General features: G+C 33.9%; 17 protein-coding genes. 8 read left to right on the forward strand and 9 right to left on the reverse strand.

The annotated features are described in order from the left end of the window. Positions 1–64: 64 nt before the first annotated feature. Complete coding sequence (locus tag MODO_RS15120; protein ID WP_006256721.1) at positions 65–787, forward strand: DUF6348 family protein; 723 nt, start codon at positions 65–67, stop codon at positions 785–787. 78 nt (positions 788–865) lie between these two features. Here the strand turns inward: MODO_RS15120 and MODO_RS15125 are convergent, their stop codons facing one another. From MODO_RS15125 to MODO_RS15135, 3 genes are all read right to left on the reverse strand, one after another. After that, positions 866–1300, reverse strand: a complete 435-nt coding sequence (locus tag MODO_RS15125; RefSeq protein WP_006256722.1) for a hypothetical protein — start codon at positions 1298–1300, stop codon at positions 866–868. 77 nt (positions 1301–1377) lie between these two features. Next, the gene (locus tag MODO_RS15130; protein ID WP_006256723.1) at positions 1378–1887 is read right to left on the reverse strand and encodes an HPP family protein; all 510 of its coding nucleotides are present in this window, start codon (positions 1885–1887) and stop codon (positions 1378–1380) included. Continuing rightward, the gene (locus MODO_RS15135) at positions 1888–2421 is read right to left on the reverse strand and encodes a TetR/AcrR family transcriptional regulator (protein WP_230486143.1); all 534 of its coding nucleotides are present in this window, start codon (positions 2419–2421) and stop codon (positions 1888–1890) included. Positions 2422–2828: 407 nt separating this feature from the next. Between MODO_RS15135 and MODO_RS15140 the strand changes: the two genes are divergently transcribed. The 3 genes from MODO_RS15140 to MODO_RS15150 all read left to right on the forward strand — a co-directional run bounded on the left by MODO_RS15140 (position 2829) and on the right by MODO_RS15150 (position 5601). Beyond that, on the forward strand, positions 2829–3560 hold the full coding sequence (locus MODO_RS15140; protein ID WP_006256725.1) for a hypothetical protein: 732 nt from the start codon (positions 2829–2831) through the stop codon (positions 3558–3560). A gap of 77 nt (positions 3561–3637) precedes the next feature. Further along, entirely contained in the window at positions 3638–4891 is a 1254-nt protein-coding gene (locus MODO_RS15145; RefSeq protein WP_006256727.1) for a hypothetical protein, read from the forward strand. 68 nt (positions 4892–4959) lie between these two features. Next, positions 4960–5601, forward strand: coding sequence for a hypothetical protein (locus tag MODO_RS15150; protein ID WP_006256728.1), 642 nt, complete (start codon positions 4960–4962; stop codon positions 5599–5601). Positions 5602–5647: 46 nt separating this feature from the next. On the opposite strand, the gene MODO_RS15155 is transcribed toward MODO_RS15150, so the two are convergent. Both MODO_RS15155 and MODO_RS15160 read right to left on the reverse strand, forming a co-directional pair. After that, the gene (locus tag MODO_RS15155; protein WP_006256729.1) at positions 5648–5929 is read right to left on the reverse strand and encodes a type II toxin-antitoxin system RelE/ParE family toxin; all 282 of its coding nucleotides are present in this window, start codon (positions 5927–5929) and stop codon (positions 5648–5650) included. Between the two features lie 3 nt (positions 5930–5932). Then, a complete protein-coding gene (locus tag MODO_RS15160) occupies positions 5933–6169 on the reverse strand; it encodes a hypothetical protein (RefSeq protein WP_006256730.1) in 237 nt (78 codons plus the stop codon). Between the two features lie 141 nt (positions 6170–6310). Between MODO_RS15160 and MODO_RS15165 the strand changes: the two genes are divergently transcribed. After that, positions 6311–6598: a type II toxin -antitoxin system TacA 1-like antitoxin gene (locus tag MODO_RS15165; protein ID WP_006256731.1), complete on the forward strand. Its 288-nt coding sequence runs from the start codon at positions 6311–6313 to the stop codon at positions 6596–6598. Positions 6599–6785: 187 nt separating this feature from the next. Here the strand turns inward: MODO_RS15165 and MODO_RS15170 are convergent, their stop codons facing one another. Together MODO_RS15170 and MODO_RS15175 are read right to left on the reverse strand one after the other, a co-directional pair. Next, positions 6786–7514: a ZIP family metal transporter gene (locus MODO_RS15170; protein WP_006256732.1), complete on the reverse strand. Its 729-nt coding sequence runs from the start codon at positions 7512–7514 to the stop codon at positions 6786–6788. 4 nt (positions 7515–7518) lie between these two features. After that, a complete protein-coding gene (locus MODO_RS15175; RefSeq protein ID WP_006256733.1) occupies positions 7519–8250 on the reverse strand; it encodes a class I SAM-dependent methyltransferase in 732 nt (243 codons plus the stop codon). A gap of 226 nt (positions 8251–8476) precedes the next feature. On the opposite strand from MODO_RS15175, the gene MODO_RS15180 reads away from it, so the two are divergent. Further along, complete coding sequence (locus MODO_RS15180) at positions 8477–9625, forward strand: THUMP domain-containing class I SAM-dependent RNA methyltransferase (protein WP_006256734.1); 1149 nt, start codon at positions 8477–8479, stop codon at positions 9623–9625. 3 nt (positions 9626–9628) lie between these two features. Then, positions 9629–9862 carry a hypothetical protein gene (locus MODO_RS15185; protein WP_006256735.1) on the forward strand — a complete coding sequence of 78 codons (234 nt, stop codon included), beginning with the start codon at positions 9629–9631 and terminating at the stop codon, positions 9860–9862. 231 nt (positions 9863–10093) lie between these two features. Here the strand turns inward: MODO_RS15185 and MODO_RS15190 are convergent, their stop codons facing one another. Next, a complete protein-coding gene (locus MODO_RS15190) occupies positions 10094–10639 on the reverse strand; it encodes a GNAT family N-acetyltransferase (protein ID WP_006256736.1) in 546 nt (181 codons plus the stop codon). Positions 10640–10829: 190 nt separating this feature from the next. On the opposite strand from MODO_RS15190, the gene MODO_RS15195 reads away from it, so the two are divergent. Continuing rightward, the gene (locus MODO_RS15195; protein ID WP_006256738.1) at positions 10830–12200 is read left to right on the forward strand and encodes a Gfo/Idh/MocA family protein; all 1371 of its coding nucleotides are present in this window, start codon (positions 10830–10832) and stop codon (positions 12198–12200) included. A 46-nt stretch (positions 12201–12246) separates the two neighbouring features. On the opposite strand, the gene MODO_RS15200 is transcribed toward MODO_RS15195, so the two are convergent. Continuing rightward, complete coding sequence (locus MODO_RS15200; RefSeq protein ID WP_006256739.1) at positions 12247–14451, reverse strand: alpha/beta hydrolase family protein; 2205 nt, start codon at positions 14449–14451, stop codon at positions 12247–12249. Positions 14452–14840 lie beyond the last annotated feature (389 nt).

Consider the following 14840-nt stretch of genomic DNA (forward strand, 5'->3'; position numbering starts at 1 on the left):
TCAAAAATATATCAACATAAAATAAATACACTATTAACACTTATCTTTACAATAAATCACAGCTATGAAACTATTTAATTTCCAGAAGAAGAAAACAGAAAGTCACGACCAACCCCACACTGAAGAAGAGATATTACTACATGAGTTAGTCGACCAAATCACTAAATTAAACTATACAATCCAAGTAGATAAAGCTACTCAGATTATCATCGTTAATGACCAATTACTATTGGAATTCAGAATCATCCGAAATCCTGATTATGCAAAAGAACTAATGCACCTCATGATTAATACTGCACATCCTACTCATTTTCCTGATGGTATTATGGAAAGCATCGCTGGGATAGGCGAAACGGTACAAGATAGAATAGCATCTGTAGTAGAGAACTATATCACCTCTACCTTTAAACCCATCGCAGAGAGCCTTACAGATACCCATTCACCAGAATATGATTTCATTAGTGATGAAGTACTATGGCATCCCGCATTAAGTGACTTACGTGTTCAAGGTTCTTTTAACAGAGAGCTGAGTGGTGATGAATTATATTTATTATTAGTTTCTAAACTTGAGTCTATGTTATCTAGAGATCAGAAGTTCCATTGGCTAAAAATGTATATATCAAAACAACAGTCAGGAGAAATAATAGGTGACTGCCTCTTAGATAACGAACCTTGGGATGAAGGATTAGATATATTAGCGGACTATATCAGTACATTCCCTGTAGAAAGCACATTTATAGGCATCAAACAATTCGTAGTGTTTAGACGATGTGATAAGTATGATTAGTACAAAAATTAAATATCACAAAAAAGCCCATACTCTTACTAGACTATGGGCTTTTTTAATTATTTATGTTATCATCACTTATACAGCTATCTCATCAGGTAAATGACCTATAATCTCTTTCAGCGTCTTCTCACTATACCCTGCTAAGTTCCATACCTTATTGCGCTGTCCACCCAAAGTCAGTACTAAACTATACCCAATCAATACCCCCGAATTTCTATGTTCTAACACTCCTATATCTTGAATATCTCTCACAGAATATAGCATCTTCTCACCTTTGACAGTTGTGATAATAAGATGATCTCCTTCAAAGTCAATACTATTACAATACTTAAACACATAGTATATCGCACCAATAATAAAGAAGGGCAATACGACTAATAAAAACCACTCTACTGTATCAGGTACTTTATTAGTAAGGGCTAATACCATACTAACAATAACACCAATACCTCCAAACCATACTAGCTTACCTAATATAATCCCTATCAGATGGTTATACGATTTTTTCATATTTTTTGCGCAAAAATATGAAACGCATAAACACTATCCCTATGGATATATAAATAGTACCGCAATTAATCTGATTATTACCACCAATACTTAGGGTACTTCCTCAGCTTGCTTATATTGTTAAATAACAAGGCTATTACTGTGATAATAACAGATCCTGCCAAAACAGGATTAACAATAAAAGACCAACTCGCTCCTCCTAGTATAATGACTAGAGGATCTGCACCTGCTGGTGGATGTGTAGTCTTAGTCACCAGCATTAATCCTATCGCTGCACCTACTCCTATTGCTAGAGAATACCATTCTGTTCCTAAAAAAGTAAGACATAGCAGTCCTACTATACTCGCTAATAGATGACCTCCTATGATATTACGAGGTTGAGCTAAAGGGCTATCAGGTACTCCAAATGCCAATACACAAGTCGCTCCAAAGGGAGCCATGATCAAAGGCATTTCTAATTCTTTAGTCATAAAGGCTATCACACCTATCGCTAACATACCTCCTATCCCTGAGTATATAGAATGTTTAGAAGTAGCTGATTGTGGACTAGTCTCTGTTGTTTTAAATTTTGCTATATATCGTTTCATTTAGATTAAATCTTGTTTTAGTAATTCTATTGTTTTCTTTACGCAGGCTGAGTTCTGATAGACTTGACTCTCTGTCAGCCCTGCCTCAAACAGCATATATAACATAAAGGCCCTGTTCTCATCTGTTACTAATGCCTTAAAATATGCTTGTAATTCTGTCTTATGCTGATGGATGACTTCATAAATTTTTCCTTTATGCTCAGGTAGCTCTGACAACATATTAAGAAATGCACAGCCCCTATATCCCTCCTTCTCATTCATCTCTATAATATAGGTAAACACTGCTATGATGCGTTCCTTAATCGTGCGCTTCTTCTCCACATCTTCTTTCAGTCCCATAAACCAATAGTCATGTCTAGCTTTTAGATACGCTACAGCTAGATCATCTTTCGTTTTATAATGGTCATAAAAGCTAGATTTAGCCACCTTAGCTTCTTCTATCACAGCATTGATCCCTGTGCTATTATATCCATATTGATGAAAGAGTAAAGTAGCAGCCTCTAATACCCTCTCCTTAGGTGAATTATTTTTCATGAAACAAAGATAGAAATAAAAACAGACAAGTCTGTCTGTTTTGCCTTTTTTATAGATCAATTTTTGGTCGAGATAGGTCATTTGTGGCCATTTTAGGACATTTGTGGCCATTTTTTCCCATCTCAAAAAAAAACATATTTATAATTCAAAACTTTGCAAAGAGAACAAACAAGAATAAAAACAGAATACAATCTGCTATCGCATTTGATGTCTGGTTGTATTCTAGTAGGGTTTCACTCGAATTGAGTCCGTAGTGAGTCCGTTATGAGTCCGTACTCACTCCGTTAAATCAAGCAAAAAAACGGAGACGTATCTCACGTAGGACTCACATAATAATAAATGAACCAAATCAATAGTCAATGAAGACTACTATGCAAGTAAAGTATAACCAATAAATTATAACAATTATGGCAAAAATTGATGCAAAAGGGAGACCTCAAGGAAAGTATCTAAACTCTGTATTCAGAATAGTAGATAACAAAGTCATTATGCAAGGCAAACCCTCTAAACAAAAACAGACTAAAAAAACGAAGCAGGCAGCTACAGACTTTGGTACGGTGCAGAAATGCAATAAGCAATTAAGATACCTCATCCAACTCGCAATGAACAACAATCATTGTAAAAAAATGCACCTTAGAATGAACACGCTTGCATTAGCACAGCTGCGTAATAATGAAGTATTTCCTTTAGGTCAACGCACTTACTTTAATACAGATCTAAGCGGGATGGTAGGTTTTGACTTTAATACGAATACTCCTTTTGGAGAGTATTGTACCCTACCGATTACTTTTCAGAAACTAGATAGTCATAAAACACGTATTAGTATAGACACCTCTACTATCAATGACTATTTTAACTTTGAAGATAATACATCTGAGATTAAAGTAGAGTTATTTATACAATATCATCAACTTAACTATCAAGAAATCCACAAAACAGAAAGTATTTCCTTCACTGTCAAAAAAGGAGAAATCCTCTCTGCTAAAGAGTGGGTTATACAGAATACGTTAGAGAGCAGTATTACCCTTGTGATAGGACAGTTATGGTATCTAAAGCAGACCTTAACTGGCCAATACATTATGATTAATAATCGTGAATTCCATCCTAGTAGTATTCTCTATCTAGATAATGGCCTATAAAACACAATGAAAAACCTAGTGGATAAAGGTAGAGAATCACTGATATTCTCTACCTTTATCTTTTTAACTGTAAGTGTATGGGGTGGTTTTCGCATAAAAGTAAGTTTCCAAAAGAAAATAAGGATAGAGGAATCATAAGAATAACAGATAATGAAATTATTATCACTAATAGATCGTATGAGAGTGAAGATGAAATAATCCTTATCCCTAAAATAGAATACATTTATCTAGAGACATCGGACTATAGTGAGCCAAGTATGTTCATCTACCAAGATAGACAGTACTACATCCCTGGTGATTATGTAGGTACAGAAAAACTGTGGCTATACTTAGCCGAACAGTTTCATTTCGATATCAACTTGGTTATTCAACACCTCAACGATAAAACAAATAATATATATAAACTCTACAGAACTACCTACAAACAGAATTATAAGCTAACGAATACATCTAATCATGATTATCTCAAGGGCTATGAAGTTCTAGCTCCCACGCCAATATTTGTGCCTTGGAACACGACTAAAGAAAAGTTATTAGCACAAGAATATATTCATTCGGATGGATTCTATGCAGAAATAACTTATCCTGTACGCATTGGCAATATCACTGTAGATAATTTAGGTACATATATAGATGATATACGTGCTGATGTAGCTCCTACGAGTTACTATACTAAATGCTTTGCTACAGATGGGTCTGATACTAGCTTATATCAACTAAAAGAGACTCTAGAGCACGACCTAGGTTCTACTGCTACCTATACGTTTTATAATGAACACCACTTGTTCTTCTATGCAGAATCTGATCATATCACATTCGAACTAAACTATACCATAGATGATCCTGAGTTTAGAACTGTAGCTTATAGCTTCACTTCACTAAATATCAATACTAAGTATGATTATCCCGACCTATTATCAGATGACATATATGCACCAAAACTAGTATTATCAGCTACTTATGTATTCAACTATTCCCTTACTACACCAAGGAATTACCTAAGGAATGAAAGAATCAAAAGTACTCCTGATCTTGTAAAGCTACAGAGTAAAAACAATTCTGTTATATGGATAGATAAGCCGAATAATATGATTGGGTTTGCGGATAAAGCCTTTGCTATTACGTTTAATAAAGAAGAAATAGACTCTCTTACACTATGGAATACCCTACCTGCTAAAGGGGGTGGATTCTGCGTATTATCTGTAAATTTAAAAGAGGGTAATGCTGTCACTGTCTTTGAAGGAGCACACGATACGATTAAGCATGATTTAGAGGATTTAGAGCAATTCTTAGGTTTACAGATTAATTTTTATGAAGATTATAATTGTTGATTTTAGAGGTTAAAATACCATTATCTCAATAAAAATCCTTAGTTTAGAATAAATAAACTTGTCTTACTATGGGATTTCTATCAAAGCTATTTGGAAAAAAAGAAAACAAACCCTCCTCTACGAATGTGTCAACAGTACCTACTGTCTATATTGACCTATCAGAGGAACAAAAAAAGGCACTCAAGCAGTCTACACTCCCACTCAGAACAGGACAACTGTATATGCACTATTGGGAAGAGGATTTACTAGCCGAAGACTATGACAATGTAGACTGGGCTCATAGGGTAGTACACTTTTGGGAAGCTGAAGAAGTATTTGAAAAGAAATCATTACCACTCCCATTTTTAGATCTAGAAGAGAAACTCTTTCTATTTAAAGGTGACTTGACTAATATAGAATTTGAGATCGGAAAAGCACTTCCTTGGTCTGGTTTTCCAGGAGGAGCTACGAAATATACTACCTATCTCAATGAACAACTAATCTCTATACCTCAACTCTCTACATACGGTAATATCGATTATATAGAACGTGTACCTCTTACTGAGCATAACTTAGATGTACTCACTGAAGGCAATGACCATCTACTCCTCCTTGATGAGAGAATAGTCCAATACAATAAAGGGGAGTTCTTCTTAGATAATACTATCGTACCAATAGATATAGCGTATAGCACAGGTGGACTTCATTTAGTTAGAAAAATAATGACGTAGTACAGTACTTATCGATACTTTATCTTTCCTACCTATATTAACAGAACTATTCAAATAATTCTGAATGTGACCCTACACGTTCTAATCTGATAATATTTGGATTTTTCTCTTCAAACCAGATAATTAAATAATCTGATTCGATGTGACACTCTAAGCGCCCATTCCAATTACCAATTAATTTATGTGGCCTCATTTCAATTGGAACATTACCTACACCTCCTTCTATCAATAAGTCAATAAGATCAAGTACTTTCTTCAAGCGTTTCTTATTGTTCTTAATTTTCTTAAGATCTTTTTTAAACTGAGATGTAAGTTGCAGTTGATGCATACACTACATTTTATCAATAAAATCGTGAAACTCTTCTTTGCTAATAGTTTCTAAATTAGTTTCATTCATAGCATTTATACTATCCTGATTAGGCTCATGATAATTAGTTGCTTTAATCAATAGTGTTTCTAATAGATTATTAAAACTACGATTATTCTTTCTTGCTAATTCTTCTATATGATTATATAGACCTGTATCTAATCGAAAAGAGCCAGCTTTTTTAGGTTTCTTTGTACTCATAAGTATATCTTTGTATTTATTTGTATTACAAATATATACAATTCTTATCATATTATAACACGTATAAAATACCTCCGTAAGAAAAAAAGAATACTATTTTATTTCGATTCGATACCTTTGTAAAAAAATAATATACTAAAAATGAATACTATACACAAAAACAATATAATCCTTAATAAACTTCCGCCTATAGAACAACAAGCTTTAGTGGAAACTGATATTGTACTTGGTGGCTACCAACGTTTGACAGATTTCATTCTCAAAGTTATAAAAGAAAAAGAAGAGGAGCATAGTAAGAATAATGAGGTAATAATTACTTCTAAACGAGATGCTGAAGTTTTTATTGACGCTATCTATACGATACAGGAACCTTCTATTCGATTAATAATGGCTTTTAAAGAGTATAATGCAATCATAAATAAAGGATAGTATTTTTACTGTAGTAGTACAAAACGACCATAATAAAAAGGAGTTTTAACTGTATTAAAATGTTTATCTCTATGAAAGCTCTAGACATTCTATTTAAAGAAAGTTAATCTTAGATCTTACGCTCAACTAACTATAATAAAAAAGACGACTCTTTCGAATCGTCTTCCTCATATTATTATAATTCTACTTATATAAAATAAGCAGCTACTACTCCTAATATTATAGCTATAAGCTTATTGATATTAAATGAATGTCCTTCGTTACTCTCAAAGATAATAGTCGATGAGATATGGAATAAAATACCTACTACTATAGCAGATATCTCAGCGTAATACTGAGTCAAGAACTCTACATTACTAGATACCAATGTTCCTAATGGTGTCATCAGAGAGAAAACAACCATAAAGAAAAGCACTACCTTCTTATTCATATTTGCATTAATAAAAAAGGCAGTTAATATCACTGCTATCGGCAAGTGATGTATCGCTATACCCCATGCTAACTCTTCGTGCTGACTCACTGGCATTCCCTCAAATAAGGCATGGATACACAAGCTGATAAATAAAAGCCAAGGTACCTTGTCTAATTTGTCATGGGTATGTACATGACCATGCTCTGCCCCTTTAGAGAAAAACTCTAATATAATCTGGAAGACAATCCCGATCATAATAAAGAAACCAATATTACCAGAACTGTGGTCGTGTCCGTGATCATGACTATGTCCCACATGTTCTGCTAATGATGCAGCTTCACTAGCTGCATACACATCAGGTAACAAATGGGTAACTGTCAATGCTAACAGGAATGATCCACTAAAGGCCATTAGCAATTTTAAATTCTTTTTGTTTTTGGGCTGTAATAGCACTGCTATTAAATACCCTACAATAACTGATAATAAAGGTATAATATAAACCATCGGCTTATTTGAAAATCATAATTAATCGATCTGATTCTTTTTTATAAAACTTGCGCAACTTATAATCACCAAAAACATCTAAAAGGTAGATCTCTTTCTCATTCATCATCGCTTCAAAGTCCTCTAGTCTTAACGCCTTAACACGTTCTTCGTATTCGTGGTGTTCTCCATCTGCATCAAAGACAATCTCTTTGATAATAAACCCGTCTTCGTATTTTCTAGTGATATGGAAGTCAATTCCGTCTACTGTTTTAACCTCAGAAGGTACTAGATTAGCGATAACTTTATCCACATTCATAAAGTCGATTACTGCTAATCCGTATTCATTTACACTCTGATGAATAGCATCTAATGTACGCATATTATCAGCTGGATCAGGAAAATACCCGAAACTAGTAAACAAATTAAAGATAGCATCATACTTCTCTGTAGAAGGCTCTCTCATATCACGTACTTCAAAATGAAGTGTATCTGTAGCATACTTGCTAGCCTCTTCTATACTATTAGGCGACAGATCTACTCCAGTAACATCATAGCCTAAAGAATTTAAATATATAGAATGTCTTCCTTTGCCACAAGCTAAATCTAACACTTTTGCCCCTTCTTCTAAATTTAAATAATGAGTTAAATTATCAATTAACACTTGTGCTTCTTCGTAATCCCTATCTTTGTATAAAGTATGGTAATAAGGGGTGTCAAACCACGACTTATACCAAGCTTTGTTCTCTTTTGACATACTTTTATTTTAAAACTTTTTAATTAGCCTGCAAATTTACTTTATTTTTGCGGATTAAACCTAGCATATATCACAGACATATCAGGATTTTATAACTAACTAAAATAGTCTTGAAATAATGAAAAAAACGTAGTAAATTATACTGTTTTTATCAGACGTAGTATATTGGTTTAAAGCAGAATAGTCAATTATTCCTTATATAAGAAGAAAGATGGAAAATTTTAAAATGGTGGCTAAGACCTTCTTTGGTTTTGAAGAAGTACTAGCAAAAGAATTACAATTATTAGGTGCATTAAATGTACAACAGGGTACTAGAATGGTAAGTTTTAAAGGAGATAAAGGTTTTATGTATAAAGCCAATCTATCTCTGCGTACAACTTTAAAAATCCTAAAACCTATTGCTACTTTTGCAGTATATAATGAAGCAAACTTATATAAAGGAGTTCAAAGTATTGACTGGAGTGAGTATCTAACAGCTAATCAGTCCTTCGTAATAGACGCTACAGTATTCTCTGATAACTTTAACAACTCTCAATTCGTTGCGTTAAAAGCAAAGGATGCTATCGTAGATCAGTTTAGAAATAAAAGTGGAGTACGCCCAAGTATAGATAAAGATTATCCGGACTTAAGAATTAACGTCCACTTACAAAAAGACCTGTGTACAATATCTCTAGATTCGTCAGGAGCCTCTCTACATCACCGTGGATATAGAACAGCTACTAATATCGCTCCTATTAATGAAGTGTTAGCAGCAGGAATGTTATTAATGTCAGGATGGGATGGTAGAAGTGATTTTATGGATCCAATGTGTGGTTCTGGTACAATCTTAACAGAAGCGGCTATGATTGCTTGTAATATCCCTGCAAATATCAATAGAAAAGAGTTTGCTTTTGAAAGATGGAATGATTGGGATGCTGAGCTTTTTGACAAGGTACAAGAGTCACTATTAAAAAGAATACGCGAGTTCCATTATACAATAAAAGGATATGATAAGGCACCTTCTGCAGTATTAAAAGCAATAGATAACGTAAGAAATGCTAACTTAGACGAATATATCGAGATAAAAACTGCGAACTTCTTCGATACTCAAAAGGAAACTGAAGGCCCACTACACATGGTGTTTAACCCTCCTTATGGAGAACGTCTAGACATAGATCTAGAGCGCTTCTACAGAGAAGTAGGAGATACATTAAAACAAGGCTATCCTGGCACAGAAGCTTGGTTCATCACAGGTAATGTAGAAGCCTTAAAATTCGTAGGATTAAGACCTTCTAGAAAGATAAAACTATACAATGGAAAACTAGAAGCTCGTTTAGTAAAATATGAACTATACGAAGGAAGTAAAAAAGGAAAATATATAAACAAAAATGATTAAATCATGAGTGTATCAACTAAAACCATCATCTTACAGTTTCTGAGTTTTGCTGTACTATTCATTTTATGTCGTTTAGCATTCTCTACTTTTACAGCATTAAGTGGTTTTTGGTTACCACTGACAAGTGCTGTAACTGCTACAATCTTAGCTCCTCAGTTTAAAGTATTCAAAACTGATAAAGGAGATAAAATCTGTATGCGTTGGATATTCTTAAAAGGTGTGAAAATTTTAAACTAATAAAAGAACAAAAGCACAAAAGGCTTTGTTTTTACCCTTTGATTACACAGATAAGCTCTATTATCCATAAAAGAACTTTATCTTATAAAAAAGACAATTTTTGGCTTTTATACTAGTTATAAATGCCCTACATTTGTCACATATCCCTTTAAAAATTTAAATACTAAAAAGCCAATTGGTCATCTAATCATGAACAATTGGCTTTTTTATTTTCTAAAAAAATATAACTCCCTATTTATCAGTCAGTATAGATAGTAACTCTGCATCTACATATCTTCCCTTCTCAAAAAAGTAATCTCTAAGAACACCTTCTGTTTTCATTCCATTTTTCTGTAATACACGACGAGAAGCGTCATGCGCAGGATCAATAAAAGCTTCTATACGATGCAAATCTAATGTAGTGAAGCCAAACTCTAACATTAAGGCTACAGCTTCACTAGCTATTCCTTTCCCCCAATAAGTAGGAGTTACTTCATATCCTATCTCAGCTCTACTGTTCTCCGATGATAAACTATGAAATCCGCATGTTCCTATTAGTTCATCATTTCCCTTTAAAGTTATAGCCCATCGAAGACCTTGTCCATTTATTGTTCTATCATTCCATATCTGAATCAGTTCTTCTGCTTGTTTTACAGTCGTAAACGTTGCTAGATCATAGTATTCTGTTACTTCATCTTTAGAGAAGTATTCAAATACTTGTGGAGCATCACTTCTTCTTAATTCTCTTAAAACTAGTCTATCGCTTTTCACAATAGGCATTTCTCTGATTATTTTCATCTTTTGCTTTTTTACAAAGTACTACATTTTACTTTAGACTATCATAGTTACTTTATACAAACACCATTGACATAAGTTCTCTTACTCAAACTAGCTCTAAAGTATATTTTGAGAAATAATTAACTATTTTACTTTTTATTCCCCTTCTTATCTTCTATTTTTGAGTTCTAACCTATTAACTATAACTATTATGAATAGAAGAGCTTTTCTTCAAAATACCAGTATGGCTGGTATAGGTGCATTAATCGTACCTTCTTCTTTATTTAGCTTCTCAAGCAACACTAAAAAAGTGCGTATCGGAATGATCGCTGTAGGACTAAGAGGTCAAGTGCACTTAGATGAATTACTAAAAAGAGACGATGTAGAAGTGATCGCAATGGCTGATCCTGATGACAGAATGATCAAACGCGCTCAAAAAATCGTAGATAAACACAATAAAAAACAACCTATCGTATATGACAAAGGAGATTATGACTACCAAAATCTTCTAAAACGCAATGATATAGATGCTGTTATTATCTCCTCTCCTTGGGAATGGCATGAAAGACAAGGGACAGAAGCTATGCGTGCAGGCAAGATAGTGGGTATGGAAGTATGTGGAGCCATGATGCTAGAGGAATGTTGGAATTATGTAAATGTGTATGAAGAGACAAAGGTACCTCTAATGATGTTAGAGAATGTGTGTTACCGCCGTGATATCATGGCTGTCTTCAATATGGTAAAGAAAGGTAAGTTTGGGGAATTAATCCACGGTACTGGAGGGTATCAACACGACCTTAGAAATGTCTTATTTAACGATGGGGTACAACCTTATGGTGGAGGTGTAGAATTTGGTGAGAAAGGATTTAGTGAAGCGAAATGGAGAACAGATCATTATGTCAATAGAAATGGGGAACTATACCCTACGCATGGTGTAGGCCCTCTAGCAGCTATGTTTAATGTCAATAGAGGGAATAGAATCACTCACCTAACTTCTATGGCTTCTAAAGCAAGGGGATTACATCAATATATCGTAGAAAATGGTGGTCAAGATCACCCTAATGCAAAAGTAAACTTCAAACAAGGAGATATCGTTACTACAACACTTAAATGTGAGAATGGAGAGACAATGGTATTGACTCATGATACTTCTCTACAACGCCCATATAATTTAGGTTTTAAAGTACAAGGTACTGATGGTATCTGGCAAGAGATTAGCTCTGGCGGATTAGACAAAGGATTTATCTACTTCGAAAAAGAGATGGATCATTCTCATCAATGGGCTAACTCTAAAGACTACTTAGAGCAATATGACCATCCGCTGTGGAAAAAAAATGAGGCTAAAGCTGTAGGTGCTGGTCATGGTGGTATGGATTACTTTATGATCAATGCCTTTGTGGAAAGTATCAAAAGAAATATAGAGTTTCCATTTGACATTTATGACTTGGCTACTTGGTATGCAGTGACTCCTCTAAGTGAGAAGTCTATAGCAGCACATGGTCAGGTACAAGAGATGCCTGACTTTACGAGAGGTAAATATGTGAATAGAAAGACAGTATTCGGCTCTAATAGCGAATATTAATAGATAAAAAAATCCCTGTTATGTATAACAGGGATTTTTTTGTTCTTTATTTTAAGTGCTCTGAGATAAAGCCCATCATACATTTATAAAAAGCAATACTGTTCTCCTCTTTTGCAAAGCCATGCCCTTCATCATATTTTACCATATAAGGTACTTCAAAACCACGTGCTCTTAATGCTTCCACAATTTGATCAGACTCTGCTATTTTTACCCTTGGGTCATTCGCTCCTTGAACAACGAAAAGAGGTTTGTTGATTTTATGTAATTGATAGACAGGAGACACTTCACGAGCAATCTCTCTTTCTTCTTCATTATCTAAATCATACCATATCTCTTTAACCATGTCTTTATAAGGCTTCCAATATTCTGGGAATGATTCAAAGAATGTGAATATACTAGATACACCAACATAATCTACTCCACAAGTATACAGCTCTGGAGTCTTCACTAATCCCATCAGTGTAGCATATCCTCCATGGCTAGCACCATAAATAGCAATCTTAGAAGCATCTACCCATCCTTGTTCAATAACGTATTGTACTCCATCTTCTACATCGTCCATTACTTTTCGTCCGATTTGTTTAAAACCTGATGTAAAGAATTCTTTCCCATAACCTCCTGATATACGGAAGTTCACTTGTAATGTTGCATATCCTCTACTTGCGAATAACTGTGTCTCTGGATTAAAGCCCCAACTATCTCTAATACCTTGTGGTCCTCCATGTGGATTCACAATTAAAGGGACTTTATTTCCTTCTTTAGCAGATTTAGGTAATGTAATATATCCGTGTAGTTTAATCCCATCACGACTCATAAACGAGAAAGGTAACATCTCTGCCATATCCTCTTCTTTTAACTGAGGCATTAGATCGTAAAGCAGAGTAACATCACCTGTATCTTTATCATAATTATAATACTTACCATAAAGCTTATCACTCTGTACTATGATCAAATAACGATCTTCTTTTTCTGTCTTAGCTGCTATAGAATACTCATATTCTCCAAAGTGTCTGTCTAAATCAGCACTAATCTTTTTAAAAGTCTCACTTACTGGTTCTATCACAACTTTTTCGCCTTCGTACCCTAAGTAGTCTATCTCCCAATTTCTATTGCGAGAAAGTCCAATAATAGAAGCGTCATACTCTGCATTAGCATATACTTCTTTAACTACAGACTTTGTTCTAAAGTTATACAGTACAATGCGTTGTTTATCAGAATCTAAATTAGTCAAAACATAAGCTTCATCTTTATCTGTAGACGCATAATTAAATGCCATAAGAGAGAAGGTATCAGACCAATTTATAGTATGAAATAATTGGTAAGTTGTTTCTCCTTCTGCTTTATAAAAATACTGTGTCTGTATACCATTGTACACCTTAGAATATCCTCTAAGATTACCATCTTTATCAAAATCATAATCAGATACAGAATTAGATGGATCATCATTCGTAAATAGCTTAACGTATTCACCTGTATTGATATTAATCTTATAAGGTTCAAATATTTGAGCATTTTCAAGATTCATTGTGATAATGATATAATCTTTTTGCTCTTTAAGCATATTCAGAATACCTGCTTGAACCTTCTCAAATGGGGTTAGATCTATGTTATTAGTACCATCTACATTCACAGCATATATATGGTAGTTCTCATCTCCTCCATTATCCATTACATACGCTAAACGGTCATCATTAATCCATCCATACCCTCTTACCAACTCTTCTCCTTCTTCTATTACACGGATGATATTACCTGTCTCAATCTCTTTTACATACACATGGCGTTTATTCTTCTCGTCTTTTTCTCTATAAGATAAATACTTCCCATTAGGTGAGAGTTGAAATCCAGATGATGTAGGACGTTGAAAGTAATCTTCTACCTTATACTTATACTCCCCTTGTTCTTTATTAGCTAAGACCGATAATTCTTCTTCTGTAGATACTAACGAAGGATTTCCTGGTAGAGTAATCACTGTCTTTTCAAATACAAGAGGTAGTTCTTGTTCCATTTGATTCATCTTTCCTTCTATTTTATCTTCTATATACTCCCCTGCAAAGCTCATTCCCATAGCTGCGACAGAGAAACTTAAGTTGGCTTCTTTAAAAGTTATATTGGTAATTTCGATTCCCATCGCTCCTTGACTAGGTAAGTCTAGAGTAACTTTATCTGTATCTTCTATATGCAATACTAGATCTAGTTTCATTTCTCCTAGGTCTAAGACTGCTTTATAATCTCCTATAATTTCTTTCATAATCCTATTTTTCTTTTCTATTTGCACTCCTTTTCTAACAAGTAGCTTTACAAAAATACTGTTTTAAATATTCTTTCTAATCTACTTTATCAATTAAGTATAGGTACTAAAATGTGTAAATGTACTATTCCACAAGAGTCCTAATAAATACCATTCTACAATAAAAGAGAGTATAATGACCTCACTTTATTCCCCAACAATCTACACTATGTGTCATTTATTTTGTTAAAAAGAGGCTCAAACCCTCTAAAACAGCGATGGCACAACTATTGAAGATACTTAAGTGACTATTTGGTTAATAAAACTTTTATAATGAGATATATTCTCAAATACAAACACTAAAAAATAAATTATAAAACAAACACGCAAATAGTATAACAATATTAAAA

This window comes from Myroides odoratimimus, assembly GCF_001485415.1.
Taxonomy (GTDB): domain Bacteria; phylum Bacteroidota; class Bacteroidia; order Flavobacteriales; family Flavobacteriaceae; genus Flavobacterium; species Flavobacterium odoratimimum.

Excerpts from the sequence above, each read along its gene's own strand:
- MODO_RS15120 (WP_006256721.1), top strand. The coding sequence starts at position 65 with ATGAAACTATTTAATTTCCAGAAGAAGAAAACAGAAAGTCACGACCAA.
- MODO_RS15125 (WP_006256722.1), bottom strand. The coding sequence starts at position 1,300 with ATGAAAAAATCGTATAACCATCTGATAGGGATTATATTAGGTAAGCTA.
- MODO_RS15130 (WP_006256723.1), bottom strand. The coding sequence starts at position 1,887 with ATGAAACGATATATAGCAAAATTTAAAACAACAGAGACTAGTCCACAA.
- MODO_RS15135 (WP_230486143.1), bottom strand. The coding sequence starts at position 2,421 with ATGAAAAATAATTCACCTAAGGAGAGGGTATTAGAGGCTGCTACTTTA.
- MODO_RS15140 (WP_006256725.1), top strand. The coding sequence starts at position 2,829 with ATGGCAAAAATTGATGCAAAAGGGAGACCTCAAGGAAAGTATCTAAAC.
- MODO_RS15145 (WP_006256727.1), top strand. The coding sequence starts at position 3,638 with ATGGGGTGGTTTTCGCATAAAAGTAAGTTTCCAAAAGAAAATAAGGAT.
- MODO_RS15150 (WP_006256728.1), top strand. The coding sequence starts at position 4,960 with ATGGGATTTCTATCAAAGCTATTTGGAAAAAAAGAAAACAAACCCTCC.
- MODO_RS15155 (WP_006256729.1), bottom strand. The coding sequence starts at position 5,929 with ATGCATCAACTGCAACTTACATCTCAGTTTAAAAAAGATCTTAAGAAA.
- MODO_RS15160 (WP_006256730.1), bottom strand. The coding sequence starts at position 6,169 with ATGAGTACAAAGAAACCTAAAAAAGCTGGCTCTTTTCGATTAGATACA.
- MODO_RS15165 (WP_006256731.1), top strand. The coding sequence starts at position 6,311 with ATGAATACTATACACAAAAACAATATAATCCTTAATAAACTTCCGCCT.
- MODO_RS15170 (WP_006256732.1), bottom strand. The coding sequence starts at position 7,514 with ATGGTTTATATTATACCTTTATTATCAGTTATTGTAGGGTATTTAATA.
- MODO_RS15175 (WP_006256733.1), bottom strand. The coding sequence starts at position 8,250 with ATGTCAAAAGAGAACAAAGCTTGGTATAAGTCGTGGTTTGACACCCCT.
- MODO_RS15180 (WP_006256734.1), top strand. The coding sequence starts at position 8,477 with ATGGTGGCTAAGACCTTCTTTGGTTTTGAAGAAGTACTAGCAAAAGAA.
- MODO_RS15185 (WP_006256735.1), top strand. The coding sequence starts at position 9,629 with ATGAGTGTATCAACTAAAACCATCATCTTACAGTTTCTGAGTTTTGCT.
- MODO_RS15190 (WP_006256736.1), bottom strand. The coding sequence starts at position 10,639 with ATGAAAATAATCAGAGAAATGCCTATTGTGAAAAGCGATAGACTAGTT.
- MODO_RS15195 (WP_006256738.1), top strand. The coding sequence starts at position 10,830 with ATGAATAGAAGAGCTTTTCTTCAAAATACCAGTATGGCTGGTATAGGT.
- MODO_RS15200 (WP_006256739.1), bottom strand. The coding sequence starts at position 14,451 with ATGAAAGAAATTATAGGAGATTATAAAGCAGTCTTAGACCTAGGAGAA.